This is a genomic window from Bradyrhizobium sp. Gha (assembly GCF_900113735.1).
Classification (GTDB): Bacteria; Pseudomonadota; Alphaproteobacteria; order Rhizobiales; family Xanthobacteraceae; genus Bradyrhizobium.
In genome coordinates, this window is sequence record NZ_FOQM01000008.1 from 82,276 (window position 1) to 106,810 (window position 24,535).

Here is a 24,535-nt window from a genome sequence, read left to right on the forward strand (position 1 = left end):
TTGATGCTAAGCCTCCAGGAACCTCCGGTAGTGCCCTGCCGGAGGTTTTTCGTTGGGGGAGAGGGCAGGGCTCTCTTCAGCCGCGCATGACACGTGCCCGGGAATTCGGACGGTAGGCGAGGCGGCTGTGGCCGGCGCAATACGGCTGGCCCTCGTGCGCGGCATTGCCGCAGAAGCAGAAATCCTCCGCGCCCGGCGTCGAGATTGGCCATCGGCAACTGTACTCGCCGAGCTCCATCAGCGAGCAGCGATTGGCTTCGTCGATCGGTCCGGTCACCACAGGTGCGTCCGGCTCGCCGTAGATCGTGGCGAGCATTTCGAATTGCAGGCGCGGCACCGCTTTGGGCGCCCGGGGAGCGTTGCTCCTGTCCCGATTTCCGTCTTGCCGCCTGCGCTCGTCGGCGGTGCGGCCGCGCGTGAGATTGAGCCGGGACAATTTGCCAATCACGGCATTGCGGCTGACGCCGATGTCGGCGGCGATCTCACGGCAGGACAGGCCGGCCTCGAAATGCTGCTTCAGAAGTTCAATTCGTTCGGCGGTCCAGGTTGGTGAGAGAACAGGCATTTGTAACGGTCCCAGGTTGCGACATCTGACCATCAGTCGCTGAGATCGTCCGCTTCACGTCCGGCGCGTTCACGTCCTGCCATTGTCGCGAATCGACAAAAGCCCGTCCTTGATGGCGAGACGGATGCCTTCCTCGATCAGTGTACGTGCGACGCCGGGAACGCTGGTGCCGTGGGTGCCCTGTCTCACCAACTTCTCCAGGTAGGTGATGGTCGAGAGCGCCAAGGTTACGGGAATGCGGTCAGTCTCGGCTTTTTCGGTGGCCATGGCCCGAACGCTAGCCTCTTACTCGGGTACATAAAAGTAACGATTAAGACTCTATTTAGGTTCGGGGGTGGAAGTCAAATCCGGGTTGTGACGGTGGTTCAGGACATTGGAATCGCTGGGAAAAAGGGACGCAATCGCGCGCGCCGCGCGATGGTCCGTGACGGCGGTGTGGCGTCGGCAGGTCAGGAAGTGCGAGCCAGGCTCAGCCGTGCACGATCGTCTTTTCGATCATGCAATGGATGCCTTTGGAGCCGTTGACGGTCTGGGTCACCCGCAAATCGGCCGCGAGACTGCACAGCGTATAGGCGTCCTCGCGCGACAGGCCCCTGATCTCGCCGAGCAGCACAATCATGTCGCGCAGCGCCCGCACTGCGCATTGGTCGAGGTCGGGGTCCATTGCCATGGTCATGTAGTGGGTCGAGGTTTCCGCGCGCGGATAACCGAACCGCAAATCCTTGCGCAGCGTCAGCCGGAAGCGGCCTTGCAGCGCGGTCTCGATCGCGGTGACGCAGACCTCGCCGTCGCCCTGCACGCCGTGGCCGTCGCCGCAGGAGAACATCGCGCCCGGGACGAACACCGGCAGATACAATTTCCCGCCGGCGCCGAGCTCCTTGTTGTCGAGATTGCCGCCCATCGCGCGCGGGATCAGCGAGGAGATGCGGCCCCAGGCGCGCGGCGGGGACACGCCCATCACGCCGAAAAACGGCTTCAGCCGCAGCTCGAGACCCCAGGGCATGCGGCCGACCATTCGCGACCGGTCCAGCGGGATGTTGAGGATGCGCGTCTCGTGGAAATCGTCGGGCAGGGTGCCGGACAAGGGCTTGATGAGATTCCAGCCCCAATCCTGCCGCAGCTGGACGTCGAGAATGTCGACTTCCAGCACGTCGCCGGGTTCGGCGCCGTCGACCGCGACAGGACCGGTGAGGATGTGGCCGGGGAGCATGCGTTCGTTCCTGGCATGAACCTCGAACATTTCAGGCGGGATGTGAAACTTGCTGCGATCGGGCAGGACGTCGGGACCGCCGCTGATGGTATCGATGGTCACCTCATCACCACTGGCGACGGTGAGAACGGGCTTGAGTGCGGCTTCAAAGAAGCCCCAATGGCAGGTTTCGGGGCTCGAATGCAGGTGGTGATGGGTCATTTGCCGCGTCCATCCGGTTTCATCAGAACTCGTCATGAGAACCTGATATGCCCGGGCTTGACCCGGCAATCGATCCTCTTCCAAGAAGATTTCTGAAGACGGGCGGGCCGGTCAAGCCTGCGTGTCATCGGCACGATCATTTCAGCGAGGCTCCCCTGTTCTTCGTTCTGTCCAAGACGCTTGGCGCTGCGGTGCTGCCGATCAATCTTCTGGTCGAGCTCGGGATCATCTCGGTGGTGCTGATGGCAACGCGCTTTGCCGGGCTCGGGCGGAAAGTCGCTGCGACCACGCTCGTTCTGCTCGCGCTCGCCGCATTTTCGCCGCTCGGCAATCTCTTGCTCTATCCGCTGGAATCGCGCTTTCCGCCATGGAATCCGGCGCGCGGTACGCCCGACGGCATCATCGTGCTGGGCGGCTCCGTCGATACCGAGTTGTCGGCGGCGCATCACACGCCGGTGGTCTCACACGGAGCCGATCGCCTGTTCGCGCCGGCCGATCTAGCGCGCCGCTATCCCAATGCACGGATCGTCTTCACCGGAGGCTCTGCGAACCTGGTCTCGACCGACGCCAGGGAAGCCGATTATTCCGTGCCGGTCCTGGAAAGCATCGGCATCCCGAAAGAGCGCCTGATCGTGGAACGAGACTCGCGCAACACCTACGAGAACGCGATCTTCACGAAACGTTTGGTGGCACCGAAGCCGGGCGAACACTGGCTGCTGGTGACGTCCGCCTACCACATGCCACGTTCGATGGGCATTTTCCGCAAAGCCGGCTTCGACGTCGAAGCCTATCCCGTCGACTGGCGGATGGGCGGTCGCGACGATCTGTTCTCTTTCACCAATATCGGCGCGGACGGCCTTGGTCGAACCGATGTGGCTGTGCGCGAGTGGATCGGCCTTCTGGCCTACCGTCTCATGGGACGGACCAGTGAGTTGCTTCCCGGGCCGGCCAAGGACTAGAACAGACCGCAGAAACGCAACGATCCGCGTCGGGAGGAATCCATGCAGCAGCAAGCCGCCGGTACGATCGATCTTGCCGGCCTCGTGGCCGATCTCAACAGCCTGTTGCGGCTGAAGACGACGGTAACAGGCATGAAGCTGTTCGCGCGCGCCGCCGACATGGAGGCGATCCCGAAGATCCGGCGGCCCAATGCGGTCCACACCACCGATCAGATCGTCAGCATGGCCTCGCGGCTCGGCTGGACCGTCGGTATCACCGGTGATGACCTCGTCGGTGCGCAGTGCCGCGCGGTGATTGGCCTTGGCCCACAGGACGAGAAATGGCTCTCCGGCGAAAACTATGTCGGCGTCTGGCATGGTACGGTGGAGGATGCGCGCAAACGCCAGGAGGCGCTCGACGTCGTTCCATTCGGGCAATATCAGGCACTCGCGGTCAGTCCGCTGGCGAGCGGCCGGCTCGATCCGCCCGACATCTGCCTCGTCTATGCGACGCCCGGGCAGATGATCATCCTGATCAACGGGCTGCAATATACCGGCTACAAGAAGTTCGAATGGGGCGTGGTCGGCGAGACGGCTTGCGCAGATTCCTGGGGGCGGGCGCTGAAATCAGGCGAGCCCAGCCTGTCCTTGCCATGCTATGCCGAACGGCGCTATGGCGGCGTGCCGGACGAGGAGATGTTGATGGCCTTGAAGCCTCATCATCTCGCCAAGGCGATCGAGGGTATGAAGGCGCTGGCCAAGAACGGCCTGCGCTATCCGATCCCGCCCTATGGAATTCAAAGCGACGTCCGCGCCGGCATGGGCGTGAGTTACGCAAAGAAATAAAGGCCAGTCATGAGCTCCGCGAAGTACGACATCATTGTCTATGGCGCGACCGGTTTCACCGGTCGGCTCGTCGCCGAATATCTGGCGGCGCATTACAAGGGCGACGTCTCCCTGAAATGGGCGATGGCGGGCCGCAGCCTCGACAAGCTCAAATCCGTGCGCGACGGCATCGGTGCGCCCGCGGACACGCCGCTGATCGTGGCGGATGCGTCCGACGCGGCCTCGCTGAAGGCGATGACGGAGCGGACGATGTCCGTCATCACGACGGTCGGTCCGTATCAGCTCTACGGCGAGGAACTGCTAGCTGCCTGCGTCGCGACCGGTACGGACTATTTCGATCTGTGCGGTGAGCCGATCTGGATGCGGCAGATGATCGATAAATACGAGCCGGCCGCGAAGGAGAGCGGCGCGCGCATCGTGTTCTCCTGCGGCTTCGATTCCGTGCCGTTCGAGCTCGGTACGTTCTTCGTCCAGCAAGAGGCCAGGCGCGCGTTCGGCGCGCCCGCCGCGCGCGTAAAGGGCCGCGTCCGCGACATGCGCGGCACGCTCTCAGGCGGCACCGCTGCGAGTGCCAAGGCGACCTTTGATGCTGTCGCGAGGGACATCAGCCTCGTCGCAATCCTGAACGATCCGTTCGCGCTGACGCCCGGGTTCACCGGCCCGAAGCAGCCGAGGGGCAACAAGCCGCTGCTCGAGGAGGACCTGCAATCCTGGGCCGCGCCATTCATGATGGCGCTGATCAACACGCGTAACGTTCATCGCTCCAACATGCTGATGGGCTTTCCCTACGGCCGGGACTTCGTTTACGACGAGATGGTTCTGACCGGTCCCGGCGAGAAGGGCGAGGCCAACGCCAAGCGCGTGATGGCGGCCAATGCCGAGAAGACCGGCCCGAGCGCGCCGAAGCCGGGCGAGGGGCCGTCGAAGGAAGAGCGGGAGAACGGGCTGTTCAATTTGCTCTATGTCGCAATTGCGCCCGACGGCCGCATGGTCCGTGCCGGCGTCACCGGTGACCGTGATCCCGGCTACGGCTCGACCTCGAAGATGATCTCGGAATGCGCGATCTGCATGCTGCGCGACACAACGGACGTCGCCGCCGGATTCTGGACGCCCGGTGCAGCCATGCAGCACAAGCTGATCAGACGGCTGCGGGACAATGCCGGGCTGGCGTTCGAGGTGGAGACGTAGAACCGTCTTGCACGCCACAACCACGCTGTCATGCCCCGCGAAGGCGGGGCATCCAGTATGCCGCGGCCTCTCGGTTCGATCATTGCCGTCTCTGGAATACCGGATCGCCCGCCTTCGCGGGCGATGACAGCGAGATTGTCGTTACGCGGCCCGCGCATCATAGGCGTACATGAAATCCATGCTCTTCGATCCCAGCGGCAACAGCAACTTGATCATCTGATTGCGGATGAACGCGCCGGCGGCGCTCAACTCGCGCTTGTTGTTGCCGTTGCGGCGGGCGATGGCGACGATCTTTTCCGCGCGCGGGCGCCGCTCGGCCTCAAAGGCCTGGAAGGTAGCGGTCAGCTCCTGGCCCTCCTGCATCAGACGGGCGAGCCGCATCGCATCTTCGAGCGCCAGCGAGGCGCCCTGGCCGGCATGCGGGCTGGTTGCATGCGCGGCGTCGCCGATCAGCAGCGAGCGCTTGCGCGACCAGGTCGGCAGGGTCGCGACGTCGAGCGTATCGGTGACCACGATGTTCTCGGCGGCGTCGATGATATCAGGGATCGGATCGTGCCAACCGCGATGGAAACCACGCAGATGCTGCTTCAAGGTCTGCGCGTCCAGTGCGCGGAACATCGCGGCATCCATGCCGTGCGCCGGCTGCGTGCTCCACCACATCGCGCCGTCCTTCGGGTCCGGACTGCAATATCCGTAGCCGAAGAAGCCGCTCTGGCCGAAAGTGGTCTCGACGTGGCGGCCGATCTCCCGGCCATGGAGGACCGCATGGGGCACGAAGCCGCCAAAGCCGATCAGGCCGGTGTTGAACGGTGTGGGACCATCAGGCACCACCTGTCGCCGCGTGATCGAGTGCACGCCGTCGGCACCGATCAGGAAGTCGCCCTCGGCCGTCGTGCCGTCGGCGAAATAGGCGATGACAGGCTGATCGCCGCGATCCTCGATCTTGATCAGGCGCTTGTCGAAATAGAGCGAGACACAGGCGCACCAGGCCTTGTCGATCAGCATCTCGTTCAGCGCGGCGCGGGAGATGTTGACGGCGGGCTGACCGAAACGCCGCGCCATGTCGCGGTTCATCGAGCCGAGCCGCCGGCCTTCTTGCGAATAGAAGTCGAAGGACTCCGCGATCGAGCCGCGACTGATCAGCTCGTCAGCGAGCCCGATCTCGTCCATCACATGCATTCCGTTGGGCGCGATCTGCAGGCCGCCGCCGATGCCCTTCGAATAGGGCCAGGCTTCGTAGATTGCCGATTCGATGCCGGCACGGCGCAGCAGGATCGCGGCAACGGGTCCGGCGATGCCGGCTCCGATGATCAGGGCTTTGCGGGGACGAAATGACATTGCTTGCTCCCGAGGTTTCCGTGGTGTTAGGAGAAATTACGGTCGCTAATTCTCTTAGCGACTAAGATATATATCGACTAAGATATGAGGCCGACCTTGTCAAGGACGAAAGCGCGCGCGGCGTTGTTGGTTGAACTGGAGGAGGCAATGCGCAGGTCCTCTGCGCAGGGCGTGCTCTACGGACAAGCCGTGGCAAACGTGGCCGGGATTGCCAATTCCGATCTCGAATGCATGGACATCCTCTATCTCGAGGGACGCGTGACCGCGGGCCGGCTCGCCGAAGTCACGGGGCTGACGACCGGCGCCATCACCGGTGTCGTCGATCGGCTCGAGAAGGCCGGGCTGGTGCGCCGCGAGCGGGACGAGACTGACCGCCGCAAGGTCTATATCGCCGTCGTGCCGGAGACCGCGATGAAGATCGGCCAACTCTACGTGCCGATGCAGCAGGCGATGGAGAAGGTGTTCAATGCCTATTCGGACGAGGAACTGCGGCTGCTGCTGCGCTTCGCCAACGAGGGCTACAAGAGCATCATTGCTGCGACGGCGACGCTGAAGGGGCTGATCGACACACCGCCCGAGAAGAGGCCAGCGCTGAAACTCAAGCCGACGAAGCGTCCTCGTCAGACCTGATCTTGTAGGCCTGTGCGGCGCTGATCATGCCCCACATCGCGCCGAGCATCATCCAGAAGTGGCGCCAGTGGTCGGTGTCGATCACGAAGCTTTCGCCGACCGTGCCGACGAAAGCCGAGAACACCGCCAGATAAGCGCGCTGCCAGGGCACGCGGACGAAGATGTGGCGGAAGCCTGTGATGACGGTGGTGAAGACGAGCGCGGGATAGCACACGCCTGAGAGCCAGCCGCCGGACATGAAGGCGTTCAGATAGGAATTGTGGGTGTCTTCCGGAAAGAAGCGGTGGAATTGCAGCGGCCCGATGCCGAATGGCAGGTCCAGCGCCATCTGCGCGCCCAGGATGTGCCGGCCGAACCGGCCGAAGCGGCCTTCGTCATAGCTCTGGTCGAAGCTCGCGCGCTGCTTGAACATCTCGGCGACGGAGTCGAACGACAGCAGCACTGCGATCAGCGCCAGGCCCAGCACCACCGCGACGATGGCCATGATGATGATGCGCGAACGCTGCGCATTGGTGCGGCTGGTCAGCACCATCAGCACCAGCATGAAGGCCGAAGTCAGGATCAATCCGCCCCAGGCGGCGCGCGAGAAGGCCAGCAGGATCGCCAGCGACATGATGCCGAAGGCGATGACATTGCGGAAGGCCTTGGCGAGCTTGTCCGAAACCACGCTCTGCAGTGCAAACAGCGCCGGCAGGATCAGAAAAGCGCCGAGCACGTTCGGGTCCTTGAACGTGCCGCGCGCACGCTCATAGAGTGTCAGCAGATCGTGGCCGCCGGGAACGAGGTTGAAATAGCCCGCGATCGCCGACAGCGAGGCGACCATCGCACCGGCCACGAGGCCACGGCGCAGCATGTCGAGCCGCGCCTCCGTGTCCTCCGTGGTGACCATGGCGAAGAAGATCACGGTGATCGCCATATACCAGGAGGTCGCAATCCAGCTTGCGACCTCGGACTGGTCGAGCAGCGGGACCGCGCTCATGGTGTAGCCGACATTGAGCAGCACCAGCGCCAGCACCAGCGGCATCAGCACCAGCCGCAAGCGCAGCCCGGTGGCGAAGAAGGCGACGGCGGCGAGCAGGGTCGCGATCTCGTAGGGGCTCGGCTCGATGAAGACGATCGCGCCGGAGGCCCCGACCAGCCACACCAGCGCGCGCTGAAGGGCCAGAACGCCCGGCGCAGCCGGTGCGGCTAGTTTCATTCCACCGGCTGTTGCCGCATACGCCATCAGATGCTCACACTAATCGTATGCCAAAACACTGCTGTCATCGCCCGGCTTGACCGGGCGATCCAGTATTCCGTGGCGCGCGTTGGAGAAGTCGGCTGGCGCTACGGCGTACTGGATGCCCCGGTCAAACCGGGGCATGACGAAGAAACTCAATTCAATACGCGTTCTCGTTCTTGGTCAGCAGCGAGATCGGCGTCTTCAGGAGAATGACGAGGTCGAACAGCACCGACCAGTTCTCGATGTAATAGAGGTCGAACTCGACGCGCTTCTGTATCTTCTCTTCGTTGTCGATCTCGCCGCGCCAGCCGTTGATCTGGGCCCAGCCAGTGATGCCGGGCTTGACGCGGTGGCGCGCGAAATAGCCATCGACGGCCTCGTCGAACAGGCGGCTCTGGAGCTTGCCCTGCACCGCGTGCGGACGCGGGCCGACCAGCGAGAGATTGCCTGAAAACACCACGTTGAAGAGCTGCGGCAGCTCGTCGAGGCTGGTCTTGCGGATGAAGCGGCCGACGCGGGTGACGCGTGGATCGTTCTTGGTCACGACCTTCGAGGCGGCCGGATCGGCCTGGTGATGATACATCGAGCGGAATTTGTAGACGTCGATGCGCTCGTTGTTGAAGCCGAACCGCTTCTGGCGGAACAGCACCGGACCGGGGCTGTCCAGCTTCACCGCCAGCGCCACCACCGCCATCACGGGGAGGGCTGCGAGCAGCGCGAGACTGCCGACGATACGGTCAAACAGCCATTTCATCACCAGATCCCAGTCGGTGATCGGTGCCTCGAACACGTCGAGCGTCGGTACCTTGCCGAGATAGGAATAGGAGCGGGGGCGGAAGCGCAGCTTGTTGGTGTGTGCGGAGAGACGAATATCGACCGGCAGCACCCACAGCTTCTTCAGCATCTCCAGGATGCGCGTCTCAGCCGAGATCGGCAGCGCAAACAGCACCAGGTCGACGCGGGTGCGGCGGGCGAACTCGACGATGTCGTCGACCTTGCCCAGCTTGCGCGCGCCGGCGCAGGTATCGAGCGCGCGGCTGTCGTTGCGGTCGTCGAATACGCCGAGCACGTGAATGTCGGAATCCTCTTGCGCCTTCAGCGCCTCGACCAGCTGTTCGCCGTTGCTGTCGGAGCCGACGATGATGGTGCGGCGGTCAAGCCGGCCCTGCCGCGCCCAGCTCCGCACCAGGGAGCGGAGGATCAGTCGTTCGGCGACCAGCGCGGCGAGGCCGAGGAAGTAGAACGCAGCGAGCCACAGCCGCGAGATTTCGCTGCCGAACTTTGCGAAGAAGGAGATTCCGATGAACATCAGGAAGACGAACGACCAGGACGAGATCATCCGCGTCATCTGCCGGAGCTGCCCGCGGAACAGCTGCACCTGATAGATGTCCGCAGCCTGGAAGCAGACCACGGCGGCTGTCGCAACGGCGGCGATTTCCGTGGGGTACACCCAGCTGAAGCCGACGACCGGCACGACGTAACCGATATACACGACGATGCCGACCAGGCTCAGCAGTACGAAATCGATGACGCGCGCAAACCCGGCGATCACGATCGGCGAATAGGCGCGGGCGACCTTCTGGTTGACGACATCGAGCGCCGCCGGAGTGAGCCGACGACGGCGTTCGACGAAGGCTGACTCAGCCGGCTTCGCCGCGGCACTGGTTGCGGCGTCGAGCATCGAGCGTGCGTTGAGCGGTTCCACGCGTGTCCACGTCCATTCCGAAAACCCGTGACGCCGCTTTGCGCGCCGGGCGTGCATCCCCTGGCAGTTCGAGTATCGGACAAATCGGAAGATTCTCTAAAGCCGGCTTAAGGATGGTTAATGATTTGCAAATGCATCCCGGTAGCCCGCGAGCACGCCGTCGACCATGGCCTGCTGGGAGAAATGCGCCGAGATGCGCTCGCGCAACGCGGATGCGCGTTGCGCGGTAGCCTGATGATCCCCCAGCGCGTCGCCGATCGCCTCGGCCATGGCTTCGGCGTTGCTGGCGGCGAACAGGGACGGGCTATCGCTGCCGAAAATCTCGGGGATGCCGCCGACACGCGCCGCGATCATGGGGATGCCGGCCGCACCCGCCTCGATCACGACGTAAGGCATGGAATCACCGCGCGAGGGAACCACCAGCAGCCGTCCCTTGGAGAAGCCGTAGCGCGCCTTGACGTGGCCGATGAAGCGGATTGCCTCCGTCAGGTGGAGGCGCTCGACTTGCGCCTTCAACGACGCCGTCTCCTCGCCGTCACCGCCGAGCGTCAACGTGACCTTCTTGCCGCGCTCGTGCAGCAGCGCCACCGCATCGATCAGCAGATCAGCGCCCTTGATGTGCCTGAATTCGCCGACATAGGCGAGGTCGGTGGCGTCGTCGGCCGTGACGACGGGCTCGAACTCCTCCGGCGTGACGCCGTTGAAGACGCAGTGAACCACCCCCCCGGGCGTGCCGACGATGCGCTGGTAGGTGTCACGGGCAAAGGCGCTCTCGAACAGGAACAGGTCCGTCGCGTGAATCAGCGTGCGTTCGAGGCGCGCGTAAAACTCGCCCTTCAGGGTGTTGAGCGGGTAGTGCAGCGAGCCGCCGTGCGGCGTGTAGATGCGGATGGTGTCGTCCGCGCGGCGTCGCATCCGCACGAAGGCGCCGGCCTTGGCGCCGTGGCCGTGCATGACGTCGGGCTTGAGCGCGGCGATCAGACGCTGCATGCGCAGCCACACCAGGAAATCCTCCGGCGAGGGTTCGCGGCGGATCGCAAGCCGGTGCACGCCGAGCTTCAGCCGCGGCGCAAGCTCGGCCAGCGCCTTGTCCGCACGTTCGCCCCCGGTGAGACTGTCGGCGAGAATCCCGACATGGTGGCCGCGATCGACCTGACCGTTGGCTAGGTCGAGGATGTGCCGGAAAATGCCGCCGACCGGCGCGCGCACGGCATGCAGGATTCGGAGCGACTGGTCGGGAGAAGGGGGCATGATCACAACGAGCGGTCGACGCAGCCGAACAATGTTCTCGAAATATCGAAATGGATTAAGGGGTCTCGTGGTTAACAAAGGGTGACGAGCGCGTATGCGCTGTCCGCGCGAGGGCGTGATTAACCCAGCGGCAACCATAATGGAGTGTAATCGGCCCCGTTGAGGTGGATGGTTGGCGTTGCCCTGCGGGAGTGTTCGATGCGTTTAGCGTTCTGGCGTGCCGGCAAGGACAAGGCCCTCATCGAGCGGGCGGTTTCGAAGGCCAAGGTCGAGGCCAAGCCCGCAACGAAGCCCAAGGTTGAAGCCAGCCCCGCGCCGATCGCCGCAAAACAGGCTGCGGCCGAATCCGGTGACATCGATCTGCACGCGCTCGGCGGCGCACTTGCGCGCAAGCGCGGCTGGATCATCGTGCCGACGGTGCTGGCGCTGGTCGCATCCGTCGCCGTCGTCAATCTCATTACGCCGCGCTACAAATCGGAAGCTCGCATCCTGATCGACGGTCGCGAGAATGTCTTCCTGCGTCCAAGCAGCGATCGCAGCACTGAAGAGCGGCAAGCGCTCGACCCCGAGGCCGTCACCAGCCAGGTGCAGCTCGTGCTGTCGCGCGATCTCGCGCGCGAGATCATCAAGAAGAACAAGCTTGCCGAGCGGCCGGAATTCGATCCGGTTCTGCAAGGCATCTCGCCGCTGAAATCGCTCGCCGCGCTGCTCGGCTTCGTCCGCGACCCGTTCTCGATGACGCCGGAAGAGCGCGTGATGGACGCCTACTACGATCGCCTTCAGGCTTACGCCGTCGACAAGTCGCGCGTGATCGTGGTCGAATTCCAGTCGGCTGACCCGGATCTCGCTGCGCGCGTCGCCAACTCGATTGCGGACGGCTATCTCGTGCTCCAGCAGAACGCACGCCAGGACCAGGCCAAGAACGCCAGCCAGTGGCTCGCCGGCGAGATCGAGAATTTGCGCAAGAAGGTCTCCGATGCCGAGGCCAAGGTCGAGGATTTCCGTTCGAAATCGTCGCTGTTCGTCGGCACCAACAACACGACCCTGTCCAACCAGCAGATGGGCGAGGTCAACACCCAGCTCAACAATGCGCGTGCGCTGAAGGCGGATGCGGAGGCCAAGGCGCGGCTGATCAAGGAAATGCTTCAGAGCGGCAAACCGATCGAGGCCTCCGAGGTGCTGAATTCGGAGGCGTTGCGCACGCCATCGCAGCAGCGCGTGGCATTGCGAGCCCAATTGGCGGAACAATCGTCGACGTTGCTCGGCAATCATCCCCGCATCAAGGAATTGAAGGCGCAGCTCGCTGACCTCGACAACCAGATCCGCGACGAGGCTGCCAAGATTGCCCGTTCGCTCGAAAACGACGCGCGGGTCGCTGGCGGGCGCGTTCAGGAATTGTCGGCGAGCCTGGAACAGCTGAAGAAGCAGGCGACCTCGACCAACGGCCAGGATGTCCAGCTCCGCGCGCTCGAGCGCGAGGCCAAGGCGCAGCGCGACCTGCTCGAATCGTATCTGGCCAAATACCGCGAGGCCAACACTCGCGAGACCATCGACACGGCCCCTAGCGATGGTCGCATCATCTCGCGTGCCATCGTCTCGAACACGCCGGCCTATCCGAAGAAGCTGCCGATCGTGCTGATCGCGACGCTGGCGACCCTGTTGCTCTCGTCGGGTCTCGTCGTCACCGGTGAACTCCTGCGCCAGACCGCGCCGCGTACCGTCGCCACGCTGGCGCCGGCGGTGGTCCGTCGCGAGCCGGTGGTGGACCAAGTGGAGGTGGATCCGGCGCCGCTCCAGCCGGACATGACCGCCGATGCCGGGCTCAACGAATTTGCCGAAATCGCGCAGCTGGCCGATAGCCTGAGGGCTGCCGGCGTGAACGCGAAGAAAGTCACCGTGGTTGGGACCGCACCGGGTGACGCCATCACGTTGTCGGCCTTGACGCTCGCCCGGCATCTGGCTCGCGACGCGCGGGTTGTCGTGGTTGATCTTGCCGCGTCTTCGCCGACTATCGCGGCCATCTCCGTCGACGCCTCGGCCCCGGGGCTTGCCGAATTGATGCAGGGACAGGCTTCGTTTGCCCAGGTCATCACCCGCGACAGGCTCTCGCGGCTCCATCTGGTCATGGCCGGACGCCCCGGCTTCGATCATAGTCTGCTCCAGTCGCCCCGGGTGACGCTTGCAGTCGACGCGTTGCTGCGCGCCTATGACTACGTATTGCTCGATGCCGGCGCCGCCTCCGAATTGCCGGCGGAGCTCCTGACGACGAACGCCCGCGCCGTCGTGGTACCTGACGTCTCGATGGAGGCGGATGCACGTGCGCTGATGTGCGAGCAGCTCAAGGCCGTCGGCTTCAGCGATGTGAAGATGCTGGAGCGGCCGGTGCAGCCGTCGGATGCCGGTGAGACGCCGCGCGTGGTCGCGGCATAGGCCTAGGGAAGGCTTGCAAGACAGGCATCTGCGGACGCGAATTTGCTAGCCGAACGTTCGGCGCAACCGGCGGGCCAGGTCAAACAGCATCTGGTTCTGTTTGACCAGGCGCTTGCCGTGGTTGAGTGAGGACATCGCCATTGCCGCGAGCTTGCCGCGCAAGGTCAAGGGCAAGAAGCTGTCGAAGATGTCCTCGTCGTCCTTGCAGAACATGCGCTTGTAGTCATCGGATCCGATGCCGAGGTCGAGCGAGTGGTAGCCGCGCTCGCCGTAACGGTCGATGATGTACCGCATCAGGATCAGCCCCGGGCTGTAGCGGCCATGTTCCGACATCGTGTAGGTGTTGAACATCATCGAGAAGCGCTGGCCGTCGGCGACACCGGCGAAGATCGCGATCACCTCGTCGTCGCATTCGAGAGCATGGATGTCGATGACGCGGCCGTCGCCGCGCGGCGCGAGGCAGGCGCTGCGGATGAATTGCTCGACGCCAGGCTCAGCGAACACGTTCGGCAGCTTCTGCTCCGCCATCCGGGCCGGCTTGACGTGGAAGAACCAGTCGAGCAGGCGCGTGATGTCAGCGTCCGCTGTTGCAAGATGATAGCGATAACCGGCGAGCACCTGGAGTTTCTTCTCCTTGCTCTTGAGCCGGCGCCGCAAGGAGTTGCTGATCCGCGACGCGGGCGGGCCGCCCGGCTCCATCACCAGCACCGGGCAGCCATTGACGGCGCGCTGCTGGGTCAGGAGAGCAAAAGGATTCTGCCGATCGTGCCAGCGTCTGGGCTGCTGCGTCAGGGCGAGAACGTCGACCTGGTCACGCAAGGCGGCGATCAGCGCGTCGAGATCGGCGGCGACCGCCTGTGCCGCGAACTCGGCGTTCCACAGACCCATGTTGAAGCTCGTGTGCTTGCCGCCCATGAAGCAGACCGTGCGCACACCGGAGCCCTGGCGCAGCACGAGCGGAAGCAACGCGAGCGGCTTGTGCTCGGCGTCACGGGCAATCACGATGAAGGGGCGGGCGCCCTCGCGTTGCCCGACCGATCGCTGCCATGAGCCCAGCAGATCGAAGCGCTGATAGGGCGTGAAGAGATGACCGGGCTCTTCGAGCGCGCGCCAGACCAATTCAGCCTCGGCGAGATCCCGGATGATGTCGACATGCGCGATCCGGCTCGCTTTCGAACGCGCTGGCGATTGTGCCGTCCGGCTTTGCATCGCCGCAGCCATGGTCATTCGCGAAACCTGTCGAGAAAACGAAAATACGTATTTCGGCCTGCGGCCGACCTTTGCAAATAAATGTCAACAAAGGGTAATGACAATAGCTGAGGGAACTGGCCGCCGGCGACGCGAAGGTGGGTATTGGCATCAGACGACACATGGCTGGAGCGGTTGCGGCTCGAACTGGCCTGGTTCAGCGGCCAGCCCTTGCTGCACAGCCGCGGCGCGGGCGCAATCCTGCGCTTCCAGCACGTGCGGCCGCGGCGGAGCGGCGCATTCCAGCCACGGCGCGAAAGCGAGATCACGCCGCAATTCCTCGATCGCGCCATTCGCGCGCTGAAGCGATGGGATTACGATTTTCTCGGCATGGACGAGGTCTGCCGGCGCGCAGTGACGCTGCCGGAGAAACGGCGCTTCGTGGCGCTCACCTTCGACGGCGTGCCCAAGGACCTCATCAGCTTTGCCTATCCGGTGCTGACGCGCCACGCAGTGCCGTTCACGCTCTATGTTCCCACCGCCTTTCCTGATGGTGTCGGAGAAGCGTGGTGGCTCGGGCTCGAGCGGGTGATCGCGCGCGAGAGCCGCATCAGCCTGATGATGGGTGACCAGGAGCAGCGCTTCACGGCCACCAGCAATGCCGAAAAGCAGGTGCTGTATTCTCATCTCGAGAGCTGGCTGCGCTCGCTGCCGCCGGCCAATTTGTCAGCCGCGATCGCAGATCTTTGCGCGCGCTACAGCATCGATCTCGCCGCGCTCTCGCGCGAGGCGTCGATGGATTGGGAGGATCTGGCCAGGTTAGCTGCCGATCCGTTGGTCACGATCGGCAGTGCGACCGTAAACTATCCCGTGCTGGCGAATATGAGAGACGCGGCCGCGCTGCGCGAGATGACGATGGGCAGGGCGGTGGCGGAAGCATGTTTCGGCCGCGAGATCCGGCATCTGGCGTTTCCGTTCGGCGATCGCTCCTCGTTCCGGCGCAACCACGTCGTGATGGCGGAGGAGGCGGGCTTTGCCAGCGCGGTCTCGACCATCCCTGGCATCGTGGACGCGGAAGGGCGCACCAATCTGCGCGCACTGCCGCGGATTTCCTGGGACGGACGCGTGCGCTCGCTGCGGATCATGCGCGTTCTGGTCTCCGGTGTCGCCTTTGCGCCGGTGAAACCGACGGGCAGCGCTACGAGCCGGACTTGACGCGATCGGGCCGCTGCATCCAGCTCACGATCGGCATTGCCGGCAGCACCCAGCCCATGCCGACGACCACGTAATAGATCGCCTGACGCCAGCCGGACTCGGCAATCCACGGCATTTGTGCTGCCGCCATGCCGAGCAGGGCCCAGACAGTGGCCAGCACCAGGAGCAGGATGGCGCCGAGGAACTTGCGGGTGCGGATCGTCATGGCGGAAAAATGCGGCTTTCGCGTAACTTGCGCTGCGGGAGCGGGGGACTATAAGGGGCACGCAGTCCGGTTCAAGTCTCTTCGGTTCAAGGCTTGGTTTCACCCCTGAAATGACGATGGTTTTCGCCCCGACCAATCCGCATCGCGCCGTGCGCTGGTGGCTGATCTCGGTGGCCGCCTTGATCGCGCTGATGGTGCTGGTCGGCGGCGCGACGCGGCTGACGGAATCCGGCCTGTCGATCGTCGAGTGGAAGCCGGTCACCGGCAGTGTTCCACCGCTGTCCGAGGCGCAGTGGACCGACGCCTTCGAGGCCTACAAGAAGATTCCCCAATATCGCGAACTCAATGCCGGCATGAGTCTGTCCGAGTTCAAGCAGATATTCTGGTGGGAATGGAGCCACCGATTGCTCGGCCGCTGCATCGGCGCCGCTTATCTGCTGCCGTTCCTGTTCTTCCTGTGGCGCGGCGGTCTCTCCGGTGAGTTGAAGCGGCGACTGTGGCTGCTGTTCGCGCTCGGCGGTCTCCAGGGGGCGGTCGGCTGGTGGATGGTGGCGTCTGGCCTCTCCGAGCGGGTCGAGGTGTCGCAATATCGGCTGGCGACCCATCTGGTGCTGGCGCTGCTGATCTTTGCCGGGATCGTCTGGACGGTGCGGCGGCTTGCCGATCGGCCGCAGATTTCGGTCCCGGCGCGGTTGCGGTTCACGGGCGCGGTGCTGGTGATCGTGACCTTCATCCAGATCTATTTCGGCGCGCTGGTCGCGGGCCTGCGCGCAGGGCGCGCCTACAACACCTGGCCGCTGATCGACGGCGCGTTCATTCCGTCGGCGGAACGGCTGTGGTTCGAGACGCCGTGGTGGCGCAACATGTTCGACAGTGTGCTGACGGTGCAGTTCGAGCACCGCATGACGGCCTACCTGCTGTTCACACTGGCGGCGCTGCACGCATTCGACGCGGTGCGCTCACATGCTGGTTCAGCGGCAAGCGGCGCGCTCTGGTTGCTCGCAGCCGTCAGCGTGCAGGCGGTGCTCGGCATCCTCACGCTGCTCAATCAGGTGCCGATCGACATTGCGCTGTCGCACCAAGCCTTAGCGATCGTCGTGTTGACGTTGGCGGTGATCCAGGCGGAGCGGCTGGCGTCGCGGCAGAGCGCGCAAGAGCAGCCGCGTGCGGTTCCGCTCGGTCAGCCCGGCTGATCACCATCAGCCCGGCTCATCAGCAATAACCGTAGATGCCGCACGCGTAGGGCAGGCGCCAGAAATAATCGACCTGCTTCCCGCCGTAATACGAACCCTGATAGTCGTAGTCCCACGGGCGGCCGTAATAGCCCGGCAGTGTACGGGAGCCCGGCAACAGCGGCGTGCCTGGCAGATTACGGACGTAGCTGCCGATGCCATCGGCCGGCGAGATCAGCGCATCCGGATCGGTCTCGACGTAGACCTGCGGCGGTTCCTGCGGCGCGACGACGCGCCGCTTCGGATGGGCCGACAAGTCGGCGGCATCTGCAACTGAAACCGTCAGCATCACTGCCAGGGCAGGCACCATCCAGCGCAGCATCGTCGGCTCCGAATCAAGGGCGGTCCAAGGACGATGTATGGGGCAGGTGTGGTTAATGACGGTTAACGAGGTCGTCGTTCCGGGGCGGTTTTGAGCACCGCCCCGGAAGGCGCAGTTAGGCGCCGAGCGCCTGCTCCAGATCGGCGATCAGGTCTTCCTTGTCCTCGATGCCGATAGAGAGCCGGACCACGTCGGGGCCTGCGCCGGACTTGGTCTTGGCGGCGTCGTCGAGCTGGCTATGGGTGGTCGAGGCCGGGTGGATCACCAGAGAGCGGGTGTCGCCGACATTAGCCAGGTGCGAGAACAGCTGCAGTTTCGACACCAGGCTGACGCCGGCGTCGTAGCCGCCCTTCAGGCTGAAGGTGAACACGGCGCCCGCCCCCTTCGGCGCGTATTTGCGCGCGAGCTGGTTGTACTTGTCGCTTGCCAAGCCCGCATAGTTCACCGAAGCCACCGCCGAATGGCCGGCGAGGAATTCGGCAACCGCCTTGGCGTTGTCGCAGTGCTTCTGCATCCGCAGCGGCAGCGTCTCGATGCCGGTGAGGATCATGAACGCGTTGAATGGCGACAGCGCCGGTCCGAGGTCGCGCAGGCCCAGCACGCGGCAGGCGATGGCGAACGCGAAATTGCCAAATGTCTCCTGCAGACGGATGCCATGATACTCCGGTCGCGGCTCCGACAGCATCGGATATTTACCGCCGGTCGACCAATCGAACGTGCCGGCATCGACGATGATGCCGCCGAGCGAATTGCCGTGGCCGCCCAAAAATTTTGTCAGCGAGTGCACGACAATGTCGGCGCCGTGGTCGATCGGCCGGATCAGATAGGGCGAGGCCAACGTGTTGTCGACGATCAGCGGCACGCCCGCCTTGCGTGCGACCGTCGAGATCGCCTCGATATCGGTGATGCTGCCGGCGGGATTGGCGATGGACTCGATGAAGATCGCTCTCGTGCGCGGCGTCACCGCGCGCTCGAAGCTCGCGACATCATCAGGATCGGCCCACACCACGTTCCAGCCAAAGCTCTTGAACGCGTGCGTGAATTGGTTGATCGAACCGCCATAAAGCTTTCGCGCGGCGATGAATTCGTCGCCGGGCTGGAGCAATTGCTGCAACACCACGACCTGCGCGGCATGGCCCGAGGCCACGGCAAGCGCGGCGGTACCGCCCTCGAGCGCGGCAACGCGCTCTTCCAGCACGGCATTGGTCGGGTTGCCGATGCGGGTATAGATGTTGCCGAACGCCTGCAGGCCGAACAGCGAGGCGGCGTGGTCGGCGTCGTTGAAGACGAACGAGGTGGTTTGATAGATCGGAGTCGCGCGCGCACCGGTGGTCGGATCGGGCTGTGCACCGGCATGCACGGCGAGGGTCGAAAATCCCGGAAGGCGATCGCTCATTGAGGGCGTCCTGTTCTTGTGATCTGAAATCGGGCGGCATGCTGATCGGCGCCGCGCCCGGCGTCAAGCCGCGGCTTCACATTGCAACGACCGTGCTGCGCGTTGACGCGTTCGCGAAACGGATCCTTCGCGATTGCGTCAGCTTTGCTCGCTCTTGTTTTTGGCCGCGCGATCCGAGGCCGCGGTGTCGCCGCCGCCGACACTCATCCGATTGAGGGACAGGCGCATGCCCTGGGTCGGCGCCGGCGCGCGCTTGGAGCTCAGCGTGCGCGAATTGACGCCCATCCAGGAAATCTCCGACGACAGCCGGCCATATTCGATCTTGGGGCAGCGGTTCATCACGACCTTGATGCCCGCGGCCTCGGCCTTTTCCGCCGCCGCATCGTCACGCGCGCCAAGCTGCATCCAGATCACCTTGGGCAGCGGATCGAGCGTGAGCGCTTCGTCGACAACAGGCATGATGTGGCTGGAATTGCGGAAGATGTCGATCATGTCGACGGGGCGGCCGATGTCGCGCAGCGAGGCGACGAACGGCTTGCCGAGCAGATCCTTCCCGACATGGCCGGGGTTGACGGGAATCATGTCGTAGCCGCGCTGCGCCAGATATTTGAATGCGAAATAGCTCGGCCGCACGTTGACCGGTGAGGCGCCGACCATCGCGATCGACTTCACGCCGTTGAGGATGCTGCGGATGTAGTTGTCGGGATAGGAGTCGTGGTTCATGTGCCGCTCTTTTTGCTGTCATTGCGAGGAGCGAAGCGACGAAGCAATCCAGCCTGTTTCCGGGGAGGGATTTCTGGATTGCTTCGCTTCGCTCGCAATGACGAATGTCACTCATCCCGCCATGTCGGCGCGCGCTTCTCGATGAAAGCGCCGATGCCTTCTTCGGCGTCGCGGGCCATCATGTTCTCGGTCATCACCTCTGCCGCATAGCGATAGGCATCCGCAAGGCTCATCTCGGCCTGGCGGTAGAACGCTTCCTTGCCGAGCTTGATGGTGTAGGCGGATTTCAGCGCGACCTGTTGCGCCAACGCCATCGCCGCGTCGCGCTCGGTGCCCGCCGCGACGACGCGATTGACGAGGCCGATCTCGCGGGCGCGCGCGGCCGGGACCGGCTCGCCCGTCAGCAGCATCTCCATCGCCTGCTTGCGCGGCACGTTGCGCGACAGTGCCACCATCGGCGTCGAGCAGAACAGGCCGATGTCGACGCCGGGCGTGGCGAAGCTTGCGATTTCGGAGGCGATCGCGAGATCGCAGCTGGCCACGAGCTGGCAGCCGGCCGCGGTCGCGATGCCCTGGACGGAGGCGACCACCGGTTTGGGCAGATGCACGATCGCCTGCATCATCGCGCTACAGGCGTTCATGGTTTCCGCGAAAAAGGCGCGGCCGCGATCGGGATCGGTTCGGCGCGCGGTCAGCTCCTTGATGTCGTGACCGGCCGAGAAGGCGGGACCGTTGGCCGCAAGCACGACGCCGCGGACGGCCTTGTCGTCGCGGATCGCATCGAGCTCGGCATGCAGGCTGGCGATCATCGCGGTCGACAGGCTGTTGCGCGCGGCCGGCCGGTTGAGGGTCAGCACCGCGATGGAGCCGACCATTTCGCGCAGCAGAATTGGCTGATGCGGCGAGGGGGCGCGGGCGGCCTGGGCTGACATGGCGGCGTTTCCGGTTGGATTATTACAGTGAGATGATGCAGATAACCTAATGTAGCAGGCGACGCGAAGCGAGGGTGGGGAACAGCATGGCGGCAGCGAAAATGAGCGTGGCGGAGGTCGAGCAGTTTCTCCGCGACGAGTTTCCCCAGGCCTTCGGTGGCGACGACATCACGATCGAGAGCGCCGACGGCCAGACCTGTCTTTTGCGCCAGCGCTTCAGCGAACGGATGCTGCGGCCGGGTGGAACCGTGTCCGGCCCCACGCTGATGGCGTTGGCCGATTTCGCCATGTACGTCGTGCTGCTGTCAGCCATCGGGCCGGTCGGGCTCGCGGTGACCACCAATCTGAGCATCAATTTCCTGCGCAAGGGCCTGCCGGGACAGGATGTGCTGGCGGAGGCCCGCCTTCTGAAGCTCGGCAAGCGTCTCGCGGTCGGGGAGGTTAACCTGCTGTCCGGCACGTCGCCCGATCCGATCGCCCATGTCACCTCGACTTATTCCATTCCAAATGTTTGATCTTTTTGCAGGTAATATCGCACCATATTTTTAAGATGCTGATTTTGCTTCTATAAATTCGGTCGCGGGACGTTGACGGTTGCACGTCTCTTCTCTAGAAAGCCGCCCAGTCCGGTGCGGTGTTCGCGCCGATGCTCCCCGTCCACGGAAACTCTGACATGAAAACCTTTTCGGCAAAGCCGGCTGAGGTGACGAAGAAGTGGGTGCTGATCGACGCCAAGGGTCTGGTCGTCGGCCGCCTCGCCACCATCGTTGCCATGCGCCTGCGCGGCAAGCACCTCCCGACCTACACCCCCCACGTTGATTGTGGTGACAACGTCATCATCATCAATGCGCAGCATGCGGTCCTCACCGGTCGCAAGCGCGAGCAGAAGACCTACTACAAGCACACCGGCTATGTCGGTCACGTCAAGGAGCGCACCGCGCGCCAGATCCTTGAAGGGAAGCATCCCGAGCGCGTGCTCGAGAAGGCCGTCGAGCGCATGATCCCGCGTGGTCCGCTCGGCCGCGTCCAGATGGGCAACCTTCGTGTTTATGGCGGTGCCGATCATCCGCACGAGGCCCAGACCCCCGAGAAGATCGATATCGCCAAGTTGAACCGCAAAAACACGAGGGCCGCATAATCATGGCCGAATCCATTCAGTCGCTCGACCAGCTCTCGCAGCTCAAGACCGCCGCGGCGCCCGACGCGCCCAAGCACGAGAAGAAGGTCGACAAGTTCAACCGCGCCTACGCCACCGGCAAGCGCAAGGACGCGGTCGCCCGCGTCTGGATCAAGCCCGGCGCCGGCAAGGTTACCGTCAATTCGCGCGAGCTCGCGGTCTATTTCGCTCGTCCCGTGCTGCGCATGATGATCGAGCAGCCGTTCTCCGTGGCCGCGCGTTCCGGCCAGTATGATGTGATCTGCACCGTGGCCGGCGGCGGTCTGTCCGGTCAGGCTGGTGCCGTGCGTCATGGCATCTCCAAGGCTCTCACCTATTTCGAGCCCGAGCTGCGCAGCGTGCTCAAGAAGGGCGGCTTCCTCACCCGCGACTCCCGCGTGGTCGAGCGCAAGAAGTACGGCAAGGCCAAGGCCCGCCGGTCCTTCCAGTTCTCGAAGCGTTAATCGCTTCGGTCACATTCGCCGCGAAAGCGGCTCCAATGAGAGGCAAAAAGGCGCTGATTTCAGCGCCTTTTTTGTTGTTCGTTTGTACGCAAATTGATGGCGTGTTTCCCGAAAACTTGGCTTCGCGTGAAAACCTGAATGGAACTCGCGGGACATAGCGTCGCATCCGGAAGGGCGCGCAAATCGGATTGCCGATCGCGTAACTGCTATGTTCAACAGGGGGCCGACATGATGTCGCTCGATAGCATCACGCTCTATTTGGTCGCCACGATGATCGCCGCGTTGCTCGGCGCCATGATGGTGTTTTTCGGCAAACAGGAGAACAGCCCAGCGCTGAAATGGTGGGGCACCGCCTATCTGCTCGGCGCGGCGTCCGTGGCGCTGTGGACGGCGACCGGCGACAAGCTCGGCCCGCATCTCCATCTCGCGCTGAACGCCGTCGGGTTCGTCGCCTGCGGCATGGTGTGGAATGCGGCACGCGTCTTCCACGGCCGCAAGCCGAACTGGCCCGGTCTCGTGCTCGGCGCGCTCGCCTGGGTCGCGGCCGTGACGTTGCTCGATCCCGCTGCATCGATGCTGCGCATGATGATCGGTGCCGGCATCGTCTCGGTCTATGCGGCGCTGACCGCGAGCGAGCTCTGGGTCGAACGGCGCAAGAGCCTGCAACGGCGCTGGCCGGCTTTCGTCGTGCCGGTGATGCACGGCTGCGTGCTGATGCTGCCGATCCTGCTCGGCAGCTTGCTGCGCCCGAACGACGTGGGTTTCTCCGGCAGCATCTGGGTCACCGTGTTCGCGGTCGAGCTCGTGCTCTATGCCGTCGGCACCGTGTTCGTGATCTTCATGCTGGTGTCCGAGCGCACCGTCACCGCGCACCGCACCGCCGCGTCGACCGATCCGCTGACCGGCATGCTCAACCGTCGCGGCTTCTCGGAAGCCTGTGGGCGCGTGATCGAGCGCGAGGCCAAGGGCGGCCGCCCGGTGACGGTGATGATCTTCGACATCGACCATTTCAAGTCGATCAATGACCGCTTCGGGCATCCCGCCGGCGACGAGATGCTGAAGCTGTTCTCGACCATCGTCGTCAACAATTTGCGCATCTCGGACCTGTCGGGCCGCATCGGCGGCGAGGAGTTCGCCGCGCTGCTGCCCTGCGCGCTGGAGGAAGGCGTCTTGGTCGCCGAGCGCGTGCGCGAGGCGTTCGAGACATCGGGCATCGTGGTCGACGAGGGCGCGGTCGATACCACCGTCAGCATTGGTGTCGCGGGCGGTCCCGCCGGCACCGAGCTCGAGGTGCTGCTGGCTTCGGCCGACACCGCGCTCTACCAGGCCAAGCGCGGCGGCCGTAACCGCGTCGAGGCGGCTGAGGAGCTGCCGCTGTCGCTGGAAAACTGGCGCCGCCAGAGCGCGGCCCGGACCGCTGTTCCAAAGATGCAGCCGGCGGCCTGACGTGGTTGGGGCTTGCGGGTAATCCTCTGTTTACCGTTCGGTTCCTACCATTGCGGTCATGGAATCGATCCGTCGACAGAACCCGCAAGCTGCCCTGATGTCGCTCGAAGCCGCCGCAAGCTCGGCACGCGGCGGCTTTGCCTGTCTGTTCTCGACCGCGGACGAATACGAGAGCGCGTTGATCGCCGAACGGCGCGCCCAGGGGCGCTACGCGCAGACCCGCGGCCACTGGCCGATCGCGCTGTTCCTTGGTTGTGCGCTTGTCGTTGCCGGAACCGTGCTGCTGTTCGCCTGAGAGCGACGCATTTTCGGCCGGGCAGGGCGCCATTTCGGCGCCTTTTTCTTTGGTCCTGGGTGCGTTAGACACCCGTCACCAAACAACGGGGTGGAAACCAATGATCACCGAGATCGCGCAAATCGACGTCAAGCCGGGCAGCGAGAAGGATTTTGAGGCCGCTGTCGCCAAGGCCAAGGCCGCCTTTGGCCGCTCCAAGGGTTTTCAGGGTTTCGAGCTGCACAAGTCGATCGAGAAGCCGCAGCGCTACCGGCTGATGGTGAAGTGGGCGACGCTGGAGAACCATACTGTCGACTTCCGCGGCTCCGAGAATTTCACCGAATGGCGCGGCCTCGTCGGCCAGTATTTCGCTTCACCTCCTGATGTCGAGCACACCGAGACCGTGCTGACGACCTGAGGCGATTTATTTTGGCAGCATGATCTTTTCAGAAAAACGC

At 64.0% G+C, this 24,535-nt stretch carries 26 protein-coding genes; 13 read left to right on the plus strand and 13 right to left on the minus strand.

Annotated elements, in window-relative coordinates:
- Positions 1-76: 76 nt before the first annotated feature.
- The 3 genes from BM222_RS13460 to BM222_RS13470 all read right to left on the minus strand — a co-directional run bounded on the left by BM222_RS13460 (position 77) and on the right by BM222_RS13470 (position 1,976).
- On the minus strand, positions 77-565 hold the full coding sequence (locus tag BM222_RS13460) for a GcrA family cell cycle regulator (RefSeq protein ID WP_092228731.1): 489 nt from the start codon (positions 563-565) through the stop codon (positions 77-79).
- 69 nt (positions 566-634) lie between these two features.
- Positions 635-832 (minus strand): hypothetical protein, encoded by a 198-nt coding sequence (locus tag BM222_RS13465; RefSeq protein WP_007603456.1) that lies wholly within the window; start codon positions 830-832, stop codon positions 635-637.
- Between the two features lie 202 nt (positions 833-1,034).
- Positions 1,035-1,976, minus strand: coding sequence for an acetamidase/formamidase family protein (locus tag BM222_RS13470; RefSeq protein WP_092228732.1), 942 nt, complete (start codon positions 1,974-1,976; stop codon positions 1,035-1,037).
- Positions 1,977-2,131: 155 nt separating this feature from the next.
- Between BM222_RS13470 and BM222_RS13475 the strand changes: the two genes are divergently transcribed.
- From BM222_RS13475 to BM222_RS13485, 3 genes are read left to right on the plus strand one after another with little or no spacing between them, the layout of a single operon-like run.
- Positions 2,132-2,935, plus strand: coding sequence for a YdcF family protein (locus BM222_RS13475; RefSeq protein WP_244547121.1), 804 nt, complete (start codon positions 2,132-2,134; stop codon positions 2,933-2,935).
- Positions 2,936-2,977: 42 nt separating this feature from the next.
- Entirely contained in the window at positions 2,978-3,760 is a 783-nt protein-coding gene (locus BM222_RS13480; RefSeq protein ID WP_092228734.1) for a DUF169 domain-containing protein, read from the plus strand.
- Between the two features lie 9 nt (positions 3,761-3,769).
- Positions 3,770-4,948, plus strand: coding sequence for a saccharopine dehydrogenase family protein (locus BM222_RS13485; RefSeq protein ID WP_092228735.1), 1,179 nt, complete (start codon positions 3,770-3,772; stop codon positions 4,946-4,948).
- A 141-nt stretch (positions 4,949-5,089) separates the two neighbouring features.
- Here BM222_RS13485 and BM222_RS13490 read toward each other — a convergent pair whose 3' ends face one another.
- Entirely contained in the window at positions 5,090-6,286 is a 1,197-nt protein-coding gene (locus tag BM222_RS13490; protein WP_092228736.1) for an FAD-dependent monooxygenase, read from the minus strand.
- Between the two features lie 147 nt (positions 6,287-6,433).
- On the opposite strand from BM222_RS13490, the gene BM222_RS13495 reads away from it, so the two are divergent.
- Positions 6,434-6,916 carry a MarR family winged helix-turn-helix transcriptional regulator gene (locus BM222_RS13495; RefSeq protein WP_244547117.1) on the plus strand — a complete coding sequence of 161 codons (483 nt, stop codon included), beginning with the start codon at positions 6,434-6,436 and terminating at the stop codon, positions 6,914-6,916.
- Here the strand turns inward: BM222_RS13495 and BM222_RS13500 are convergent.
- The 3 genes from BM222_RS13500 to BM222_RS13510 form a co-directional block, all read right to left on the minus strand.
- Positions 6,885-8,141 (minus strand): O-antigen ligase family protein, encoded by a 1,257-nt coding sequence (locus tag BM222_RS13500; RefSeq protein WP_177243193.1) that lies wholly within the window; start codon positions 8,139-8,141, stop codon positions 6,885-6,887. The two genes, BM222_RS13495 and BM222_RS13500, sit on opposite strands and share 32 nt — an antisense overlap.
- Positions 8,142-8,295: 154 nt before the next feature.
- Positions 8,296-9,843 (minus strand): undecaprenyl-phosphate glucose phosphotransferase, encoded by a 1,548-nt coding sequence (locus BM222_RS13505; RefSeq protein WP_177243194.1) that lies wholly within the window; start codon positions 9,841-9,843, stop codon positions 8,296-8,298.
- Positions 9,844-9,960: 117 nt separating this feature from the next.
- Positions 9,961-11,094: a glycosyltransferase family 4 protein gene (locus BM222_RS13510; protein WP_092228823.1), complete on the minus strand. Its 1,134-nt coding sequence runs from the start codon at positions 11,092-11,094 to the stop codon at positions 9,961-9,963.
- Positions 11,095-11,292: 198 nt separating this feature from the next.
- On the opposite strand from BM222_RS13510, the gene BM222_RS13515 reads away from it, so the two are divergent.
- The gene (locus BM222_RS13515; protein ID WP_092228740.1) at positions 11,293-13,524 is read left to right on the plus strand and encodes a GumC family protein; all 2,232 of its coding nucleotides are present in this window, start codon (positions 11,293-11,295) and stop codon (positions 13,522-13,524) included.
- A 45-nt stretch (positions 13,525-13,569) separates the two neighbouring features.
- Here the strand turns inward: BM222_RS13515 and BM222_RS13520 are convergent, their stop codons facing one another.
- Positions 13,570-14,751 (minus strand): GNAT family N-acetyltransferase, encoded by a 1,182-nt coding sequence (locus tag BM222_RS13520; protein ID WP_092228741.1) that lies wholly within the window; start codon positions 14,749-14,751, stop codon positions 13,570-13,572.
- 126 nt (positions 14,752-14,877) lie between these two features.
- Here BM222_RS13520 and BM222_RS13525 point away from each other — a divergent pair, with 126 nt between their 5' ends.
- Positions 14,878-15,927 carry a polysaccharide deacetylase family protein gene (locus tag BM222_RS13525; RefSeq protein ID WP_092228742.1) on the plus strand — a complete coding sequence of 350 codons (1,050 nt, stop codon included), beginning with the start codon at positions 14,878-14,880 and terminating at the stop codon, positions 15,925-15,927.
- Here BM222_RS13525 and BM222_RS13530 read toward each other — a convergent pair.
- Positions 15,911-16,132, minus strand: a complete 222-nt coding sequence (locus BM222_RS13530) for a DUF2842 domain-containing protein (protein WP_018320088.1) — start codon at positions 16,130-16,132, stop codon at positions 15,911-15,913. The genes BM222_RS13525 and BM222_RS13530 overlap by 17 nt on opposite strands.
- A gap of 110 nt (positions 16,133-16,242) precedes the next feature.
- On the opposite strand from BM222_RS13530, the gene BM222_RS13535 reads away from it, so the two are divergent.
- Entirely contained in the window at positions 16,243-17,325 is a 1,083-nt protein-coding gene (locus BM222_RS13535; protein ID WP_092228743.1) for a COX15/CtaA family protein, read from the plus strand.
- A 19-nt stretch (positions 17,326-17,344) separates the two neighbouring features.
- On the opposite strand, the gene BM222_RS13540 is transcribed toward BM222_RS13535, so the two are convergent.
- The 4 genes from BM222_RS13540 to BM222_RS13555 all read right to left on the minus strand — a co-directional run bounded on the left by BM222_RS13540 (position 17,345) and on the right by BM222_RS13555 (position 20,737).
- A complete protein-coding gene (locus BM222_RS13540; protein ID WP_092228744.1) occupies positions 17,345-17,686 on the minus strand; it encodes a hypothetical protein in 342 nt (113 codons plus the stop codon).
- A gap of 115 nt (positions 17,687-17,801) precedes the next feature.
- Complete coding sequence (locus BM222_RS13545; protein ID WP_092228745.1) at positions 17,802-19,082, minus strand: O-acetylhomoserine aminocarboxypropyltransferase; 1,281 nt, start codon at positions 19,080-19,082, stop codon at positions 17,802-17,804.
- A gap of 138 nt (positions 19,083-19,220) precedes the next feature.
- Positions 19,221-19,805: a CoA-binding protein gene (locus BM222_RS13550; protein ID WP_092228746.1), complete on the minus strand. Its 585-nt coding sequence runs from the start codon at positions 19,803-19,805 to the stop codon at positions 19,221-19,223.
- Positions 19,806-19,912: 107 nt separating this feature from the next.
- Entirely contained in the window at positions 19,913-20,737 is an 825-nt protein-coding gene (locus tag BM222_RS13555; RefSeq protein ID WP_177243195.1) for an enoyl-CoA hydratase, read from the minus strand.
- 86 nt (positions 20,738-20,823) lie between these two features.
- Here BM222_RS13555 and BM222_RS13560 point away from each other — a divergent pair, with 86 nt between their 5' ends.
- From BM222_RS13560 to BM222_RS13585, 6 genes are all read left to right on the plus strand, one after another.
- On the plus strand, positions 20,824-21,252 hold the full coding sequence (locus tag BM222_RS13560) for a PaaI family thioesterase (RefSeq protein ID WP_092228748.1): 429 nt from the start codon (positions 20,824-20,826) through the stop codon (positions 21,250-21,252).
- A gap of 158 nt (positions 21,253-21,410) precedes the next feature.
- Positions 21,411-21,875, plus strand: a complete 465-nt coding sequence (rplM, locus tag BM222_RS13565) for a 50S ribosomal protein L13 (protein WP_008137961.1) — start codon at positions 21,411-21,413, stop codon at positions 21,873-21,875.
- A 2-nt stretch (positions 21,876-21,877) separates the two neighbouring features.
- Positions 21,878-22,357, plus strand: coding sequence for a 30S ribosomal protein S9 (gene rpsI / locus BM222_RS13570; protein WP_092228749.1), 480 nt, complete (start codon positions 21,878-21,880; stop codon positions 22,355-22,357).
- Positions 22,358-22,585: 228 nt separating this feature from the next.
- Complete coding sequence (locus BM222_RS13575) at positions 22,586-23,803, plus strand: GGDEF domain-containing protein (RefSeq protein ID WP_092228750.1); 1,218 nt, start codon at positions 22,586-22,588, stop codon at positions 23,801-23,803.
- A 58-nt stretch (positions 23,804-23,861) separates the two neighbouring features.
- Positions 23,862-24,098, plus strand: a complete 237-nt coding sequence (locus BM222_RS13580; protein ID WP_092228751.1) for a hypothetical protein — start codon at positions 23,862-23,864, stop codon at positions 24,096-24,098.
- Positions 24,099-24,198: 100 nt separating this feature from the next.
- Positions 24,199-24,495 carry an antibiotic biosynthesis monooxygenase family protein gene (locus BM222_RS13585; protein WP_092228752.1) on the plus strand — a complete coding sequence of 99 codons (297 nt, stop codon included), beginning with the start codon at positions 24,199-24,201 and terminating at the stop codon, positions 24,493-24,495.
- Positions 24,496-24,535 lie beyond the last annotated feature (40 nt).